Genomic DNA, 18,905 nt, shown 5'->3' on the forward strand with positions numbered 1-18,905 from the left:
GTGTGGGGAGGGTGATGGAACATAACGATTTTATATTTAGCCTGTTGAAATTCCGGGCTATTGAGTTCCTGTTTTAACCAGATATATTGTTGGCTTCCTGCGGAAATAGGCTCAAATAAATGTTGGCCATAACCCCAATTTTCGGGACGTTCAAAGTCTGCGTCTCTCTCTCGATAACGTCCTCTGGCGTGGGAGTCTAACCGATAAACCCGCCAAACATTGGTCGCGGATAAAACTACTAAGCGGATATCTCCAAAGGTGATAGCATAATAATTGTGGTGGGGATTGGGGAGAGTAAATATTTGGTTATAGGTATCTGAGTTAAAGCTGTGGTCTCGGAGCCATTGTTGCTGAATTTCGGGGTCATTATTAGGGTTAATGGTGGCAGCATTTTGTTGATAAAGCTGTTGGGCGGCAAATTGAGGGTAACTATTATTAAACTGGTTGTTTAAGCTGTCGGTTTCGGAAAAAGCCCCCATCATTTCATGATTACCAATAGCGGGGAATAAGGGGAAATTTTGAATTAAAGCGCCGCCTTTATAAGTAGTGGTGACACCATTTTTTTCGAGTTGATAATGGGCGCGACCTTGCAGACAGGGAAAAAAGGCTCCGCCGCGATTATCGTCGAACCATTCGGAAGCGCGATCGGGAATATTGACTAAATCACCAGCCATAAAAACAGCATCAATATCGACAGTTTCAGCTACTTTTTGAAGATTGGCGGCGGTCATGGGTTTAAGTTGGTGGTCGGAGGTGAGGAGGATTTTTAAGGCTGTTCCGGGTTGGGGTAAACTAGCTAGGCTGAATACTTGGCTACTGATGGGGATGCCGTTGTCTGTGGTACTGTGAACTTGGTAGGGAACCCGTTGGCCTGGGGTTAAGTCTGTGATGGTGGCTTCGTGTCGCCAGATCGCTCTGGGAATGGGTTGGGTGTAGATGCGGTTGTTTTGGGTTTGGACTCCTACCCAGGAATTTTGGTCTTCGCGAGTGCGAGTGAGTTGGGAGGTGCTGGCGATCGCATTTTGTTGGAGGTTACTGCCATAATTGACTTGATGCTGAGAACCAGAAAACTCGGTAAACCACACCACCCGGACTGAGTTTTCCGTGGGTAGTTGTAAAAAAGGATCGCTGAGGAGACGAGGTTGTAAGCCTTGAGAAACCATAATCAAAATCGAGATCACACTAGACAGTAACAGGCCAAAAATCCAGAAATACCGGGTAGCAGAAATCATGGGTGGAGGGGCGATCGCCAGGACTACAAACCGATTATCAGAAACCTATAACTTAAACGGTATCAGAAAAGCCGGGAATTTTTCCCGAATGTTTCCGATACAATATGGGGGATGTCACGCCCTCGGTCTGGTGGACATGGGCAACGGCCTGCAATCTGTCGTCGGTGTAACCTATTGTTGAGTTTCCTTATGGTGGAATTACTATGCTGATTGTTCAAAAATATGGTGGTACTTCTGTTGGGTCAGTAGATCGCATTCAAGCGGTAGCCCGTCGGGTGGCGAAAACCGCCGAAGATCATTCTGTGGTGGTGGTGGTTTCGGCTATGGGAAAAACTACTGATGGTTTGGTGAAACTAGCCCAAGAAATTTCTACCCATCCCTCTCGCCGGGAAATGGATATGTTGTTATCTACTGGCGAACAGGTGACGATCGCTTTAATGAGTATGGCACTACAGGAAATGGGACAACCAGCCATTTCCATGACCGGGGCTCAGGTGGGAATTGTCACAGAGGCTGAACATAGTCGCGCCCGGATTTTGAATATCCAAACCGATCGCCTAACTCGTCACCTAAAAGAGGGTAAGGTCGTAGTAGTAGCCGGTTTCCAGGGAGTTAGCGATCGCCAAGAATTGGAAATTACCACCCTAGGACGAGGAGGATCGGATACTTCCGCAGTCGCTTTGGCGGCAGCATTACAAGCCGATAAATGCGAAATTTATACCGATGTACCCGGAATTTTAACTACAGACCCCCGCCTTGTCCCTAAAGCACAGTTGATGGATGAAATAACCTGTGATGAAATGCTCGAACTTGCTAGTTTAGGGGCTAAAGTTCTCCATCCCAGGGCCGTGGAAATTGCCCGAAATTATGGCATTCCCTTAGTCGTGCGATCGAGTTGGACTGATGCTCCGGGTACACGGGTGACTTCTTCATCACCGTCGCGTCCTTCTATGGAAGGGTTGGAACTGGTGCGACCCGTTGATGGGGTAGAATTTGATCTAGATCAGGCGGCGGTTTCCTTATTGCGTATTCCCGATCGCCCTGGGATTGCAGCCCGTTTATTTGGGGGAATTGCCCTCCAGAAGCTCAATGTGGATTTGATTATTCAGTCGATCCATGAAGCCAATATTAATGATATTACCTTTACGGTGACTCATAATTGCTATAAACGAGCGATCGCTGTAGCTGATGCAATTTTACCAACCTTGGGACGCAACAACGACCCCCAAATTGGAGAACCCGAAGTGCGCGGCTATGATAGCCCTATCGCTAAAGTTAGCATTGTCGGCGCGGGGATGATTGGTCGCCCCAAAGTCGCTTCCCAAATGTTCCGCACTTTAGCCGAGGCGGGAATTAATATTCAGATGATTTCTACTTCCGAAGTGAAAGTCAGTTGTGTGATTGATGCCACTGAGTGCGATCGGGCTGTAACTGCCCTCTGTCAAACCTTTGATGTACTAACCCGCAGCAGCAAAAAGACTCAACTGGTTGGCAGGTCTGATCTTCCCCCAGTGCGAGGAGTCGCCATAGACCGTAACCAAGCCCGTTTGGCTATCCGTCATGTTCCCGATCGCCCCGGAATGGCGGCGGAGTTGTTTACCCTGCTGGCACATCACAATATTAGCGTTGATATGATTATCCAATCACAGCGCTGTCACCAGGTTAATGATATTCTCACCCGCGATATTGCTTTTACTGTCGCTCAAGGTGATGCAGAAGAGGCTAAACTGGTGATTAAAAAGGCGATCGCTAATTGGGGTTATGGGGAAGTTACCCTCAATTCGGCGATCGCTAAAGTTAGCGCCGTAGGAGCCGGAATGGTCGATAACCCCGGAGTCGCCGCCCGTATGTTTGAAGCCCTCGCCGCCGAAAATATCAACATCTCCATGATTGCCACTTCCGAAATTAAAATCAGTTGTGTAGTCGATGAAAAAGATGGCATCAAAGCCGTCCAGACCATTCATGATGCCTTTGGTTTGTCCGGTGATGAGGTGGTGACTATTCCCACCCCCGCCGCCGCCTTGTAGCCTCAATAAACCCCCTAGGGCGGGTTGACCTAGGCTATGATTAATTGGGGAACCCGCCCCCACCAGACAATTGCTTCTTAATAATTACCATCGGAAGGTGTACAATATAGCCGTTAACCGGAGAGTGTGCCTAGCTAAATTAGTGTCAACCATTCAAATTGAGACAGGATGCCATCAATAATAGTTAGCAAACTGAACGCTGTTTTCACCCTGTTTCTCAGCCTGTTAGTGGAGGCGATGCCCTTCCTGTTACTGGGTGTCATGTTATCCAGTGTACTGCTGTGGTTAGTGGATGAACGCAAACTGCTATACTACGTTCCAACTAACCCCTTCCTGGGGGCGATTTTTGGCAGTCTTTTCGGGTTTATGTTTCCCGTGTGTGAGTGTGGAAATGTTCCCGTTGCCCGTCGCCTCCTGAGTCAAGGAGTACCTGCCTCAGCAGCGATCGGCTTTTTATTTGCTGCCCCCACCATTAATCCGATTGTGATTTGGTCAACTTGGGTAGCCTTCCGGGGACAACCAGAAATCGTCGTTTTACGGATTTTATTTTCCCTGATAATTGCCATAACATTAGGCTTAGTTTTTAGCGCCCAAAAAGACCTGCGGCCCTTTCTACAAAAAGCCCTCGCCCGTTTAATTCCTCAACCTGACTTCACCGAAAAAGCCGTCGATGAGATGCCCAAATCTTCCCTACTAAGATCCGGAACTTATATTATGGGTCAGTCAGCCACTCCCGTGCGCTTGCAGTCTATGCCTATGTGGAAAGCTGAGGGACAAGGTGTTCAAGCCGTCGCTACTATGCCTCAAACAAGTTTCAGTTTCTCCTCTATTTTTATCCGCCCCACCCGCGACCGGGTTGGTTTAATGATTGAAAGTGGCGTGCAGGAGTTTCGAGAATTGGGGGGAATGTTGGTAGTCGGAAGTGCGATCGCTGCTATTATTCAAACAGTAATACCCCGCGAAATTATCCTCAGCTTAGGTTACGGTCCCATTTCCTCCATTATGGCGATGTTATTACTAGCTGGAGTAGTTTCTATTTGTTCCACTGTTGACGCATTTTTTGCCCTCTCTTTTGCCGCCACTTTTACCACAGGTTCCTTACTAGCATTTTTAGTATTCGGACCCATGATTGATATTAAAACCGTCGGCTTGATGATGTCGATTTTCCAAACTCGCGCCATCATTTATCTGATGATTCTCGCCGCCCAGCTTACCTTTTTGCTAACCTTGGCTGTCAATCTCAATCTGAACTATTGATATCAGCGCCTATGAACCGTGTTAGACCGACCTTAAATAGGTTATCATCTCGTTTACAACTGTGGTTGCAGTCTCCTTGGGTGGACGCTATAGCTATATTAGCTTGGGGATTCCTTCTCCTCAGATATTGGCTGAATGGACAACTTTATGTCCTCATTCATCCTAACTATTTTCCCCTCGCTATCGGTGGCGGTTTTCTGTTATTAGTCTTTGGAGGATTTCGGATTTGGGAACTCTCCCAGAATTACCAAAAACCTCAAGCGCAGATAGACCAACAATCCCTACAACATATTAGTTTATTTCCCAAAGGTTGGAGTACCGCCCTACTATTAATTTCTCTCCTGTTAGGTCTTTTCATTACCCCCCGAAATCTGGGTAGTTATGTCGCCTTACAACGGGGTATCATGGACTCTTTACCCGCTACACAAATTCAGCCCCAACAATTTCGTACCGCTTCTCGACCAGAAGAGCGATCGCTGATAGAATGGATTAGGCTACTTAATGTCAATCCCGAACCGGAGACATATAGAGGTCAAAGAGTCAATGTCACCGGGTTTGTCGTTTATCCCCCTAACCTTCCCCAAAATTTTATCTTTATTACCCGGTTTGTAATCACCTGCTGTGCTGCTGATGCTTACCCCATTGCGCTTCCTGTCATGCTTCCTGATACTAACCGGGGGGCATATCCCCAAGACAGTTGGCTACAGGTTGAGGGTGAAATGACTACCGAAGTTCTCAATAATCAACGGAGGTTAACTATCAAAGCTGACAAATTAACCCCAATTCCAGAACCTCGAAATCCCTATGAATATTGATGCTTGATAATTGCAAATTTTTTTGGGAGACTTGGAAATGCAGCTAATCGATTTCATGAGTTTGATTCATCCGTTTCTAGCCGTAGTTGTCGTATTTCCCATAATTGGAATTTCTACCCACATGGCTTGGCAAACTCGTCAGCGTCGCCTACAAACACTAGAAAAAGGCAGCACAAGTCGCATTCCCCCAATGGTAGGTCGGGAACACTTAAAAATGGGACGTTTACTAACTGGTGCCGTCGTAGGAGTGACCCTGATTGCTTTAGCGTATTCCATTGGATTTAAAGGAGTATTTAAGGAACTTTCTAATGAGAATATGTTTGAGGCGATTTTTATAGTTTTAATCTTTATCGGGACCATCGCCTCCTTAGTTTTTCTGTACCGTGCTAATGCTAATCAACCCCTGTGGCGGGGTGTTTTTGCCACCTTAACCGGGGCAGGATTAGTAATTTTGGGGGCACAAGATGGCGTTTTTCGCCGAGGTTATGAGTGGCACTTCTCCCATTACTATTATGGCATTACTTCCGCTTTATTGATGATTTTTGCCTTGGCAATTGTTCCCGATATTTACAAATCCTACAAATGGCGCATGGCTCATACCATACTTAATTGTATAGCCTTATTGCTATTTATAGGACAGGGATTTACCGGGTCTCGCGATTTGTTGGAAATACCCCTGAGTTGGCAACTAGACCATCTGAGAAAGTGCGATTGGGGCGCGCAAACTTGCCCTAATAATTCCCAGTCTCGCGCACCGGAAGAGTTGATAATTCAGGCTGTGTCGAAATAGTCTCTAATTGTCGGATAGCAGCGATCGCATGAAATTTTACACTATCATTAACATCCGTTTTGAGGACTTGCAGAATCTCCATAGTTTTCACATCTCCTAACTGACCTAAAGCATAAGCTAACCCTTGTTTAATCCTTATTTGGCTGAGGCTAGGATGTTCTGACCTGAATAAGTATAGCAACATTTGGCTTGCCTGATTTTTGAGATTAGCAGTTTTGAGGCGACCTAATAACTGGATAGTTTCCAGGATAACTGCTTCATTAAAACCTGATAGACATTTAGCGATGCAGTCTAAACCTGCTGAACTTTCCATCCAAATTAACGCTTTAATACAGGCAATTTGTAAAGGAATTGGGGTCAGGGAAGATTTTAAAAGTATCGATAGGCTTTCAATAGCTGTATCCGTTTTTAAGCGCCCCATAGCCATTGCTGCCTGCTGACAAACAGTGACATTAATATCATAAAGTAATGGGTCTATCGACTCTACCAAGTGCCATTGTGTCGCTATATCTGACCGAAATCCTAAACTAATCACCGCTTCCGATCGCACTATGGCTGCATGGTCTTCTAGGGCATTAATTAAAGCCGGAATTACCCGATCATCCCGAAAACTTCCCAAGGTTTCAATGGCGATCGCCCTCACCTGGGGGTCGGGGTCTTTAACAACAGTTAACAGGGGAGAAATTACCCCCGAAATGCGAATTTGAGATAAAGCACGCACACCCATCAGACGGGTTTCGGGGTCTTCTAAAAGAGTGGTTAAACTTGCCACCGCCTCCGGTCCTAAATTAGCTAACGCACTAGCGGCGATCGCTATTAATTCATCATCAGCATCGCTACTGAGGAAATTCACCAAACAGGCGATCGCTTCTGGGGTATTAAAATCCCCTAAAATTCGCCCCGCAAACCATCTATATTCTGGATCTGCTGTTTCATCCTCGAAAATGTCTATCAACGGTAAACAGGCTGATTTACCCAATTTCGGCAACAGTTTAGCCACATCCCAACGGGTGTGAAAATCTCCATATTGTAAAGCTGTTAAAGCTAAAGCGATCGCCTCTTCCAACCCCTCATTTTCCCCACTCACGCAAAACTGTTGTAGACCGTAAACAACCTGGGGCCAATCCCGATTATCACTAGCCACCTTAGCTAGGTTAATAAATTCATTCATCATATTATCAAATCCTTATCAAATCCCATTATTAGTTATGATTTTCACAGGTACAGGACGACATCCAGACAGAACATCATTTAAGCCCACCACCTCACCAATAACAGCAATAGCTGGCGCTTCAAAACCCGTATTTTCCACCTGTTCAATAATAGTGTTTAAAGTGCCCCGTAATTCCTCCTGGTGCGGACAAGTTCCCCAACGAATTAAAGCTATGGGAGTTTCCATGCTTAAACCACCAGCCACCAAAGCCTCAATAATATTACCCAAATTTTGAACCCCCATATAAATCACAATAGTTTCAGAACCCTTAGCAATAGCCTCCCACTTCACCTCTGGGCGATACTTTCCCGCCGCTTCATGACCTGTTACAAAAGTCACAGAAGAACTATAATTCCGGTGAGTTAAAGGAATCCCCGCATAAGCTGGCGCGGCAATACCAGAAGTCACACCCGGAACCACCTCTACCGGAACTCCCGCCGCAATTAAAGCCTCCATTTCCTCCCCACCGCGACCAAAAACAAACGGATCGCCACCTTTTAAACGCACAACTACCCCATGAGTTTGGGCTTGATCAATCATTAATTGTGTCGTTTCCTCTTGGGGTAAAGAATGGCGACCGCGACGCTTTCCGGCATGGATTTTTTCAGCCTTTGGGTTAATCATTGCTAAAATTTCTTCACTCACCAAAGCATCATAAATAACCACATCCGCTGACTCAATCAAAACTTTACCTTTTAATGTCAGCAAACCCGGATCGCCAGGCCCCGCACCCACTAAATAAACCTTGCCAATAGCTGATTTTGTTTCCATAATTGCACCTCGTTAATTAATTACTAAATAATTCCCAGACATTAGATAAGTTTAAACTTGCCATCATCATCAGGTTGATGAACCCAAATTATGGTGAATTTCCCCGGAATTTGGTATTCCAAAATACTAAAACCTGGCAAGTATGCGTTTTTTACATATTATATATGCAATACTTGCAAAATCAGAGGTTTTATGTATCTTCAACTACAAATTATCACTGATTCTGAATTTAATCTACAAATCATTGTTAACCTCAGTTATAGATAAAATCATGGTTGTCGCCTCTGAACCCAAAGTCAAACTCAATAAAATCGAAAAAGCTAAAGCTGATAAAGATGGATTAGCCGTTAAAGACGAGTTAGAATATTTTGCCAAAATCGGTTGGGAAGCCATGGATAAAACCGATTTAGAAATGCGTCTTAAATGGCTGGGCGTGTTTTTCCGACCTGTTACTCCCGGTAAATTTATGTTGAGATTACGCATTCCCAATGGTACTCTCAACAGCGCACAAATGCGGGTATTAGCCGAAATTGTCCAACGCTATGGAGATGATGGGAGCGCCGATATTACTACCCGCCAAAATATCCAATTACGCGGTATTCGTTTGGAAGACCTCCCGGATATTTTTAGTAAATTGAAAGCTGTAGGAATGACCAGCATTCAATCGGGTATGGATAATGTTCGTAACCTGACAGGTTCTCCCATTGCTGGTATTGACCCAGATGAATTGTTCGATACCCGAGAATTGTTGCAAAAATTGGAGAGGGTAATTACCAATCAAGGTGAGGGTAATTATGCTTTTTCTAACCTTCCCCGTAAGTTCAATATTGCTATTGAAGGGGGACGAGATAATTCCATTCATGCTGAGATTAATGATTTGGCTTTTGTGCCGGCTTATCGGGATGATGTCTTAGGATTTAATGTCCTAGTAGGTGGGTATTTATCGGCACAACGTCAGGTGGAAGCTGTGCCGATTAATGTTTGGGTTCCTGCTAACGATGATGTGATTAAACTTTCGATCGCTATCTTAACAGTTTACACCCAAAATGGTCTCACTGAAGGATTGCGGGAAAATCGCCAACGGGCACGTTTGATGTGGTTGGTGGATACATGGGGGGTAGAACGCTTCCGGGCTGAGGTGCAGGAAGAATTTGGTCAAACTCTCGCAACGGCTGCCTTAAAGGATGAAATAACCCAGGATAAGAAAGATTATTTGGGTGTTCACCCCCAGAAACAACAGGGATATAAGTTTGTTGGGTTGCACGTTCCGGTGGGGCGTTTATCGGCAGACCAAATGTTTGAAGTAGCCCGTTTGGCAGAGGTTTATGGCCAGGGAGAAATTCGCCTGACGGTTGAGCAAAATTTGATTATTCCTTATATTTCTGAGGATAAATTAGAGGCGTTTTTGGCGGAACCTTTGTTAGAGGTTTTCTCGATTAATCCAGCCCCTTTGACTCGATCGCTTGTGTCTTGCACGGGAAATAATTATTGCAATTTTGCTTTGATTGAAACTAAACAAAGGGCTTTAAAATTAGCCCGAGAACTTGATGAGGAGTTGGAAATAAGCGATCGCGTTCGTATTCACTGGACTGGCTGCCCTAACTCTTGCGGACAGCCCCAAGTGGCTGATATCGGTTTCATTGGTACTAAAGCCCGTAAAGATGGTAAAACAGTGGAAGCTGTTGATATCTATACCGGAGGAAAAGTCGGTCATGAAGCTGAGTTAGGAAGTCGTATAGAAAAGGGTGTGGCTTGCGATGACCTCAAGCCAATTATCCGGGATTTATTAATTCAAAAGTTTGGCGCACGTCCTAAGCAAAATCACTAAATATATCAGCACCATGCACAATATAGCTAGGCGTGGTGCTGCCTATTTCGCCCTACTGACCCTACAGCCACAGCTATGATATAATGAATCAAAGAAATATCATCATAGCCATGATGACAAGTCTATGACAAGCACTCAAGACAAAATCACGGTCATTTATCCCGAATCTGATGGCAATCCTATGTCAGATAATACTAAACAATTTCGCTGGATTGTTGTTATTAAAGAAAACCTAGAAATCTTGTTTAATGATGACCCTAATGTGTTGGTGGCTGGAGACTTACTCTGGTATCCTCAGCAGGGTGATAATAAAATACGTCAAGCCCCTGATACGATGGTAGTATTTGGGCGACCTAAAGGCGATCGCGGTTCCTATCAACAATGGGAAGAAGGTAACATACCACCACAAGTGGTTTTTGAAATTCTTTCACCGGGAAATCGCTTGAAAGAAATGGCGAGAAAATTTAAGTTTTATGAACAATATGGGGTTGAAGAATACTATATTTTTGACCCCGATCGCCTAGATTTCAACGGTTGGCTGCGTAGTAGTGATGGGACTCTTGAAGTGATCGACGAACCGGAAAATTGGATGAGTCCCCGCTTAGGTATCCGGTTTGAATTGAAAGACGGAAACTTTACGATTTATCGCCCAGACGGTGAAAAATTCCTCACGTCCACAGAATTGGCGGCGCAGGTGCAAACTGAACGCCAAAGGGCTGAAGCGGCCGAGGACAGGGTGCGGGAATTAGAAGAACGTTTGCGACAACTAGAAGGCGATCGCCATAATTAACATAATTAATCTATATTTGGGTAAAATCTGGAAATATGATCAAAATTCCGTCTTATCCAAAATGCTCGATTATGATATAGTTATCATTGGTGGCACTTTAGCCGGACGTAAAGCCGCTATAAAAGCCTCTAAAATGCAGGGTCGGGTGGCACTATTGGAACCTGACCCACCCCCTGTTGTTGGTCAAATTCTTGGCGCTAACAGACACCACCCCCTTTTACAGATAGCTAAGGTAGCTAAACAAATGCGCCAGGTGTCACAATTCGGCATCGGTTGGGAAACTGCCGATCGCATTGTGCCCGAAAATATTTTAATACAGTGGGACTCTAGTTGTCAATGGAGTGAATATATCACCACTAACCTAGAAAGTATTTATTCTCCGGCGGCGATCGCTTCTTTGGGGGTAGATATGATTTTTGGGGTGGGGGAATTTATTACAGAACCTCGGCTGGCTTTGAAGGTCAATAATCGAATTTTGCGATCGCGTACTTTTTTACTGGCTATGGGTTCTCAACCCCAAATTCCCGACATCGAAGGATTGACTCTTGCCGGATATTTCACCGCCGACACTCTTCATAAAATCACCAAAATTCCTAATCATGTTGCCGTCATTGGCGGCGACCCTAGCGCTGTGGAATTAGCCCAAATATTTAGGCGTTTGGGAAGTGATGTTACCCTCATAGTTCGCAGTAACCACATACTACCGAGAGAAGAACCCCCCACCGCTTTTTTGCTGCAATCTTTGTTAGAAGCTGAAGGGGTGCAGGTACTTACTAAAACCCCTGTAATTCAGGCTAAACAAATTGATGATACCAAATGGATACAGGCCGGAAATAAGGCGATCGAAGTTGATGAAATTATCCTAGGTATCGGTCGTCAGCCTAATTTGTGTGGCTTGAATTTGGATGATATCGGAGTTAAATTTATTGGCGGTTATTTGCAGCTAAACTCTCGCAGACAAACCACTAATCGTCGAGTTTATGCTTGTGGAGAATTGGCGGGGGGTTATCCTCTGCCTCATGTGGCTGAATATGAAGCCCAAATCGCCATCAAAAATGCCCTATATTTTCCGGGATTTCGGGTTAATTATAATCATGTTCCTTGGGTGATTTTTACTGACCCACCTTTGGCTAGGGTCGGCTTGACTGAAACTCAGGCGCGACGGCGCTATAGAGACCAGGTACAAGTTAGCCGCCAGATGTTTAAACAGGTTCCTAAAACTCAAATTTTGGGGGAAATTATGGGTTTTTGTGAGTTGGTCGGACATTCTGATGGTCGGCTTTTGGGGGCTACTATTTTCGGGGTTGGCGCTGATGAGATGATTAATTTTTTGGCGATCGCTATTCAAAAAGGTATTACCATCAATGCGATCGCTAATTTTACCCCCCCCTGGCCAACTCTCACCGGCATAATTTCCCCAACCGCCGCCGCTTGGGTTCATCAACGACATCGACACCAAAAACTTTGGTATAATATCCTAGAAAATATCTTTCACTGGCGCAGGTCTAATAATTAATTCCCCAGATATTGGATTTACATGATGCTGAAAGCGATTATTTTTGACTTAGATGGGACTTTGGCTAATACCGACCCTATTCATTATCAGACTTGGGTTGATGTCCTCAAAAATTATGATCTGGAAATTAACCCGGATTTTTATAAGGCTAAAATTAGCGGACGTTTAAACCCTGATATTGTTCGGGATATTCTCCCGCAACTTTCCCCCGAAGAAGGGCGGATTTTGGCTGACCAAAAAGAAGCGGAATTTCGTCAAATTGCCGGGAATTTAAAACCTCTACCCGGCTTAATCAAGTTGTTGGCTTGGATTGAAAAACAGGGACTGCAAACTGCTATTGTTACCAATGCGCCTAGGGAAAATGCGGCGTTTATGTTGAAGGCTTTAAACTTGGTTGATTATTTCCAGACCCTTATTGTCGCTGAAGATGTCGGGGTGGGTAAGCCTGACCCGAAACCCTACCAGGTCTGTTTACAACAGTTGCATATATCCCCTCAAGATGCGATCGTTTTTGAGGATTCTACCTCTGGAATTAGATCCGCCGTCGCTGCTGGAATTACTACTATTGGTGTCGCTTCCACCCATGACCCCCACATCTTAAAAAATGTCGGCGCAACTTATGTCATTGAGGATTTTCATAATCCCCAGTTATGGCATGATTTGGGGGAATTGTAAATAGTTGTAAATAATGGTTGACTTTGTGGTTGACTTGACTTATGCTTTTATTATAATGGAATTTTTGTGACAGTCAGAATTTGCAAGAAAGCCAATTGTTAAAGATGGTAGTTCAGTTATACCAAAATCAGGAGCAATAGTCAACCTTTTTTGTGGGGGAATTTTTCAGATTTAATTTTTTTTTAATATATAGTTAGCAGTTTCCAGGTAAGCGATCGCTTCAGGGATAGTTTAAACACAGCACAACGATCTAAACTAATAGTATAGCTCAATCGTGAGTCGGGGCCAGCCGCGTCACGGAGGGAAAGATAATCAATGTCTGTTAATCAAAGTAGTCAACAAGCAACCGTCCTAGCAGTAGATGACAGTACAGTTATGCAGGGCTTAGTCAAACAAGCCCTATCTAATACTTATAACGTTTTGCTGGCTGATAATGCCGTCGATGCCTTATCAGTGATATATCATAACAAAGTTTCCGTGCTACTGCTAGATGTATCGATGCCGGGAATAGATGGATTAGAACTATGTCGGACAATTCGGAGTATTCCGCAATTTCAGGCATTGCCAATTATTATGCTAACAGCGCGAGATGGAGCCTTTGACAAAGTACAGGGGCGACTAGCCGGGGCGACAGAATACCTAACCAAGCCTTTTGATGCCGAGAAATTGTGCGAGGTAATTGGTTCAGTATTGAACGTTAAGACTTGATGGTGGAATTAATCATATTTAAAATCAAGGGAGCGATCGCCTCCACCGGGAGAATATGACTCGCCGCCCCCAGAGCGATCGCTTCTCGGGGCATCCCAAAAACCACACAGCTTTCCTCATTTTGAGCGATAGTGATGCCGCCCCATTGTGCAATTTCCAGCATTCCATCAGCCCCATCCCGACCCATACCCGTTAATAATACCCCCAGAGTGTGACTACCGTAAAAATTAGCCACAGATTTCATCGTCACAGTAATTGAAGGCCGATGTCCTCCCAAAGCCGGATTAGAAGAATACAAAAACCGACCATTGCGATCGATTTCGAGATGTTTTCCCTCCGGAGCAAAATAGACATTTCCCCGTTCAGGTAAATCTCCTGCCTGAGCAATTTTAACCGATATAGAACACTGACAATCCAACCAATTGACCAATCCCCTTAAAAACCCCTCACTAATATGTTGAACACAGATAATCGGAACCGGTAACTTAGGGGAAAACTGAGTCAGAACCGTATGGAGAGCCTGGGGTCCTCCCGTAGAAGCACCAATTACTACCACCCTAGTAACAGATTGAGAGCGATGTTGTGGAGTCTTTATCTGAGAGGAAAAAGAAGTTTTCTGAGGAGTAGGAACCGCCACAGGACTATTAACTCTGCTCCCCAGATGTGATGATGGACTCGCCGCCGGCGAAGCCGCCTTAACAGTAGCCCCCCGTCGATGCTTAGTAAATACCTTGACCCCAGCCAGAACCCTAATTTTATGAATTAATTCCATACCGGCTTGCTGATAGTCAGAAGCCAGCCCAGTTTTCGGCTTAGGAAAAACATCAACCGNCCCCCGCATTGAGAAGTTGAAATACATTGTAAGTATCCTCAGCTTGGACAGATGCACTAATTACCAGAATTGGCTTAGGGAAATTAGCCATCACCTCTCCAGTAAATTCCAAGCCATCCATGTGAGGCATATGTAAATCCGTGCAAATCACATCCGGCTGCAATTGAGGAATCAAAGACAAAGCCTCCAAACCGCTGCGAGCAGTACCCACAACCAGAATATCGTTGCATTGAGCCAAAATGCGTTTGAGAATAATCAGAGCAACTGGGGAATCTTCCACCAGCAAAACCCGAATCGCCATATTTATTTCGCGTGTGCTAAAATACCAGGTAGGTCTAGCGGTTACGGGGATTGTATAATCACCAGCCCGACCCATAAATCAACTCCTGTAATGCAGTCAAACTAATCGGCTGAGAGTTTGCAGGAGGACATCCTGGTTAAATGAGCCTTTAGTGATGTAGGCATTAGCTCCCGCTTCAGCACCCCTGCGTTTATCGTCATCAGAAGCAAGAGATGTCACCAGAATAATTGGTAACTCGCTGTATTCTTGATGTTCGCGGATTTTAGCAGTTAATCCCAAACCATCTAAATTAGGCATTTGGATGTCGGAGATTACCGCATCAAAGGAGCGAGTTTTGAGTTTGTTTAATCCATCTAGTCCATCGACTGCTGTAACCACCTCATAACCTGCTGCTTCTAAAATACGCTTTTCTTGAGTGCGGGTGGCAATAGAGTCCTCAACTAATAGAATAACAGATGGGCGATCGCTTTCTAAATCCAACTCATCCGAATCAGAAAGATTAATAGGAGTCGAGGACTTCCAATTTTTCCGCACCGAGCGAATCATATCCTGGGGATTAAGCACCATACACACTTCCCCAGTCCCCAAAATAGTCGCCCCAGCCACATTCCTGACTCGTCGCAGGAGTTGGCTTTGAGGTTTGAGGACAACATCTTGTTCATCAATCAGGCTATCAACGAATAAGCCTAGGCGATTTTCCCCCATCCTCAGAATTATACAAGATTTAGCCTTCGATTGGTGAGATTGATTGGAATTAACCTCATTATTCATTTCCGTAGGTATGAGATTTTCCCTCAGCCGGACCGATACCATATCCCTTGGTGTTTCTCGTTGAGACCCCTCTCCCTTAGACTTACCCCGGTCATTGTTCCAACCGATGATAGCATTACGGCTAGATTTCACTTCCAGCAAGTCCACTAAACACATCACCGACACAGGTTGGTCATCAAACAGAATCGTATCTCGACCCTCAATGGCAAAAATATCCGTATCATCCACCAATAGCGTAGTTTGCACATACTCTACAGGAATCGCATAGGAAATGCTATCAACCGCCACAATCAACACATGGGCTGTAGCCAGCGTAGTTCCCAATTGAATGCGGAAAGTAGAGCCCCTTCCCGAAGTCGAATCAACATTAATCGTCCCCTTCAGGTGTTCCACATTAGTGCGAACCACATCCATACCCACACCCCGCCCCGAAACCTCCGTCACCGATTTCCGGGTAGAAAAACCGGGAGTAAAAATCAGGGCTTGAATTTGTTGGATAGTCATTCCCACCAATTCTTCTGGCTGACAAATTCCCCGTTTAATCGCCGTTTGTTTAATTTGCTCAATATCTAAACCTCGGCCATCATCGCTAACCTCAATCACCACACTGGTAGCCGTTTGATATCCCCGTAACCGGATAGTAGCCTGGGGTGGTTTGGCTCTCGTCGCACGTTCGGCCGCAGTTTCTATGCCATGATCAATAGCATTACGCAGAATGTGCATTAGGGGGTCTTTCATCTCCTCTAGGATGCGTTTGTCCGCCCTAGTTTCGCCCCCCTCAATTATCAATTGTACCTGTTTCTTCTGTTCCCTCGCTAAATCTCGCACCATGCGCGGAAATAGGTTAAATATCGTCGATAGGGGTAACAGTCGCAGGGTACGGACTCCCTCTTCTAGTTCGTCAGAAATTAAATCCAGACGAGCCATATCTTCATATATGGAAGTTCTTAGCTGATTGACTAATGTGCTAAGAATCTCTAGGCGATCGCCTGTTCTTTGGTGGTAACTTTGTAATTGTCCCATAGTACCCCTACCATGAGATAAACCCTCCCTAGCTTCCAGGTCATGGAGAGCAAACCTATTGATAAAAGCATCCCGACTCCACTCCTCTAATAGGTTAGTTATTTCCTCAATTTCTGCTAACCTATGAGCAATGCGAATTTTGGTTACCGTCAACTCTCCCGTTTGAGTCATCAGAGCATCTAAGTTTCGCGTAGCCACCCGAATTGTCTCAATTTTATAGGTCGAAATAGGCGTAACCGTAGGACTAGAAGGCGCTGGCTTTTCTAATTCAACAGTAGGACTATCCCCTGGTTCCGCGTTCTCTGGGTGATGCTCACCCTCCGTTACACTATCTTCTGGGGTCTCAGTTTCTTGGGTTTCTGGGGTGCTTTCCGCCTCCTCCTGGTCCCCTTCTTCCGTCGTTGGTGCTGTCAGGTTCTCATCAGAAGACTTATCAGAATCAGCTACAGCAGGGGTTCCCACCTCTGTGGGTCGCGCAATTTCCCCTTCAGCCCTAGCCCCCATTAAATTCGCTAACACATAAAAAGCGTTAATCCCCGAAGGTTCCCCAGTAACCGCTTCTTTTACCAGTTTCCGAATTGCATCCAGTCCATGGGCCATGCGATCGCTCATTTGATGGGAAAACGTATCCTCTCCCCTATTTATAGCCCCTAACAGGTGTTCGAGTTGGTGAGCCAGCGTAGAAACATCCTTAACCCCCAGCATTCCCGCATCTCCCTTTAAACTGTGCGCTTCCCGCAGCAGTTCATCTATTTTCGTCCTATCATTAGGGTTTTGTTCTAGGTACAAAAAACCATCATCAAGTTTTTGTAAATGTTCCTCACTGGCAATTTTAAAGACTTCCCGCAATTCATCATCTTCAATCATGGTAATTTCTCCTAGCCATCAACCATTCCTAAACCAGATTTTTTAACCCGATCGCCGTATTATTAAGTTGTTCAGTACCAGAACGACTTTGAGCTAGACCGTTAGCCGTTTCTTGAGCAGCAGTATTTAGGCTATTCATCGCATCAATTACCTGCTCTACCGCCATCGCCTGTTGTTTAGTATTCAGAGAAATTTGCTGAATATTCACCGCCACATCATTAATAGAAGCGATAATTTTTTCCACAGCCTTAGTCCCCTCTTCCGTTACTATCACAGTCGAATTAGTCGAATTTTGAATATCCGTAATTAGAGAGCCAATTTTTTCCGCCGACTTGCGACTCTGATCTGCTAATTTGCGGATTTCACTAGCCACCACCCCAAAACCCTTACCATGTTCCCCCGCTCTCACCGCTTCCACCGAAGCATTCAAAGCCAGCATATTAGTTTGATTAGCTAAATCACTAACCAAATTAGTAATATTATATATCTGGCCGAGGTTTTCACTCAAACGCAGGATTTGAGCCTGAACCTGTGACATTTTTTCCCGCAAACTCGGACTACCATCATAAGTATCTTCTTGGCGGTTATTTCCCGCCAAAGCCAGCACCTGACGCGCTCCCGAAGACGCAGCAGAAGCCTGTTCAGCACACTGACGGGAGGAAGCCCCCAACTCATCCATACTCGTGGTAGTTTCATTCACAGAAGCAGCCTGCTGAACAGCCACACGTTCCTGTTCTTCAATAGTAGTAGAAATCTCCGTAGCTGCTAGGGCGATGTTATTGGCTTCCTGGGTAATTTTTTGGACAATAGTAGCAATAATCCAACTTCCTAAAATAATCGAAATGATAATCGCTATACCAATACTAACCCATACCGATGTTAAAAGATTATTCAGAGCCTGGGTTTGGCTTGCTACGTTCAACCCCACCAGTTCCTGTTCTCGACTATTCATCTGCTCAATTAACTTAGCAACATCCTCAGCAATTCTCACTCCTATGCCATTTGCTATCCAGGCTTGACGAGCTGCTTCAGGTTCGCCGTTGGCTATGATTTGAATGATATCGCTATGAAATTCGTCTAAATCATTATACTGTTTCCTAATTTCCTCCATGGTTTTAAGTTGCTGTTCATCAGTCATAATTTGGCTTAACAAACTGATGCTTTCATTTACACTATTTTTGGCTTCATTCCAGCTATTTATAGATGTAGGATTGTTATCAATCAGATAGCCTCTCAGGGTTCTGGACATAGCCTGAAGATTTATGGAGACATTAGCAACATCTCGAGCTATTTGACGAGACAACTCGAGTTGCTGCGATTCTATTTGCACCCGACCTACGTTAACTGAAACCACCGTAGCACTCACAATCATCAGGAATATCGGAATAGTATATCCTCCAATAACCCAGTATCTTAGCTTTTTAAACATCAGCATTTTTCCTGACTCCTAAATTTTCTATAATTTTCCCTGAATATCCATGGTTTTATG

At 44.8% G+C, this 18,905-nt stretch carries 14 protein-coding genes and 1 pseudogene; 9 read left to right on the forward strand and 6 right to left on the reverse strand.

The annotated features are described in order from the left end of the window. The coding region (locus B9T16_RS05425; RefSeq protein WP_410244260.1) for a fibronectin type III domain-containing protein at nt 1-1,232 on the reverse strand (1,232 nt) is incomplete at its 3' end. Between the two features lie 203 nt (nt 1,233-1,435). Here B9T16_RS05425 and B9T16_RS05430 point away from each other — a divergent pair. The 4 genes from B9T16_RS05430 (at nt 1,436) to B9T16_RS05445 (ending at nt 6,121) form a co-directional block, all read left to right on the forward strand. Then, nucleotides 1,436-3,259, forward strand: coding sequence for an aspartate kinase (locus tag B9T16_RS05430; protein ID WP_410244261.1), 1,824 nt, complete (start codon nt 1,436-1,438; stop codon nt 3,257-3,259). Between the two features lie 168 nt (nt 3,260-3,427). Continuing rightward, nucleotides 3,428-4,516, forward strand: coding sequence for a permease (locus B9T16_RS05435; protein ID WP_410244262.1), 1,089 nt, complete (start codon nt 3,428-3,430; stop codon nt 4,514-4,516). An 11-nt stretch (nt 4,517-4,527) separates the two neighbouring features. After that, nucleotides 4,528-5,331, forward strand: a complete 804-nt coding sequence (locus tag B9T16_RS05440) for a TIGR03943 family putative permease subunit (protein ID WP_410222943.1) — start codon at nt 4,528-4,530, stop codon at nt 5,329-5,331. A 37-nt stretch (nt 5,332-5,368) separates the two neighbouring features. Beyond that, nucleotides 5,369-6,121 (forward strand): DUF4079 domain-containing protein, encoded by a 753-nt coding sequence (locus B9T16_RS05445; RefSeq protein ID WP_315669963.1) that lies wholly within the window; start codon nt 5,369-5,371, stop codon nt 6,119-6,121. On the opposite strand, the gene B9T16_RS05450 is transcribed toward B9T16_RS05445, so the two are convergent. Next, complete coding sequence (locus B9T16_RS05450; RefSeq protein ID WP_410244263.1) at nt 6,063-7,295, reverse strand: HEAT repeat domain-containing protein; 1,233 nt, start codon at nt 7,293-7,295, stop codon at nt 6,063-6,065. The genes B9T16_RS05445 and B9T16_RS05450 overlap by 59 nt on opposite strands. Nucleotides 7,296-7,310: 15 nt before the next feature. Beyond that, on the reverse strand, nt 7,311-8,105 hold the full coding sequence (gene cobA / locus B9T16_RS05455; RefSeq protein WP_410244264.1) for a uroporphyrinogen-III C-methyltransferase: 795 nt from the start codon (nt 8,103-8,105) through the stop codon (nt 7,311-7,313). A gap of 271 nt (nt 8,106-8,376) precedes the next feature. On the opposite strand from cobA, the gene B9T16_RS05460 reads away from it, so the two are divergent. The 5 genes from B9T16_RS05460 to B9T16_RS05480 all read left to right on the forward strand — a co-directional run bounded on the left by B9T16_RS05460 (nt 8,377) and on the right by B9T16_RS05480 (nt 13,622). Next, complete coding sequence (locus B9T16_RS05460; RefSeq protein WP_410244265.1) at nt 8,377-9,933, forward strand: ferredoxin--nitrite reductase; 1,557 nt, start codon at nt 8,377-8,379, stop codon at nt 9,931-9,933. Between the two features lie 124 nt (nt 9,934-10,057). Further along, nucleotides 10,058-10,723, forward strand: a complete 666-nt coding sequence (locus B9T16_RS05465) for a Uma2 family endonuclease (RefSeq protein WP_410244266.1) — start codon at nt 10,058-10,060, stop codon at nt 10,721-10,723. Nucleotides 10,724-10,784: 61 nt separating this feature from the next. After that, nucleotides 10,785-12,239 carry a dihydrolipoyl dehydrogenase family protein gene (locus B9T16_RS05470; RefSeq protein WP_410244267.1) on the forward strand — a complete coding sequence of 485 codons (1,455 nt, stop codon included), beginning with the start codon at nt 10,785-10,787 and terminating at the stop codon, nt 12,237-12,239. 24 nt (nt 12,240-12,263) lie between these two features. Further along, the gene (locus B9T16_RS05475) at nt 12,264-12,914 is read left to right on the forward strand and encodes an HAD family hydrolase (protein ID WP_006618184.1); all 651 of its coding nucleotides are present in this window, start codon (nt 12,264-12,266) and stop codon (nt 12,912-12,914) included. A gap of 315 nt (nt 12,915-13,229) precedes the next feature. Then, nucleotides 13,230-13,622, forward strand: a complete 393-nt coding sequence (locus B9T16_RS05480) for a response regulator (protein ID WP_190593699.1) — start codon at nt 13,230-13,232, stop codon at nt 13,620-13,622. Here B9T16_RS05480 and cheB read toward each other — a convergent pair. From cheB to B9T16_RS05495, 3 genes and pseudogenes are all read right to left on the reverse strand, one after another. Then, a pseudogene (cheB, locus tag B9T16_RS05485) lies at nt 13,612-14,755 on the reverse strand (chemotaxis-specific protein-glutamate methyltransferase CheB). The gene B9T16_RS05480 and the pseudogene cheB sit on opposite strands and share 11 nt — an antisense overlap. Before the next feature lie 96 nt (nt 14,756-14,851). After that, complete coding sequence (locus B9T16_RS05490; protein ID WP_410244268.1) at nt 14,852-17,416, reverse strand: response regulator; 2,565 nt, start codon at nt 17,414-17,416, stop codon at nt 14,852-14,854. A gap of 28 nt (nt 17,417-17,444) precedes the next feature. Then, nucleotides 17,445-18,851 (reverse strand): methyl-accepting chemotaxis protein, encoded by a 1,407-nt coding sequence (locus B9T16_RS05495; protein WP_410244269.1) that lies wholly within the window; start codon nt 18,849-18,851, stop codon nt 17,445-17,447. Nucleotides 18,852-18,905 lie beyond the last annotated feature (54 nt).

The organism is Arthrospira sp. PCC 8006 (assembly GCF_046480465.1).
GTDB classification, from domain to species: Bacteria; Cyanobacteriota; Cyanobacteriia; order Cyanobacteriales; family Microcoleaceae; genus Limnospira; species Limnospira platensis.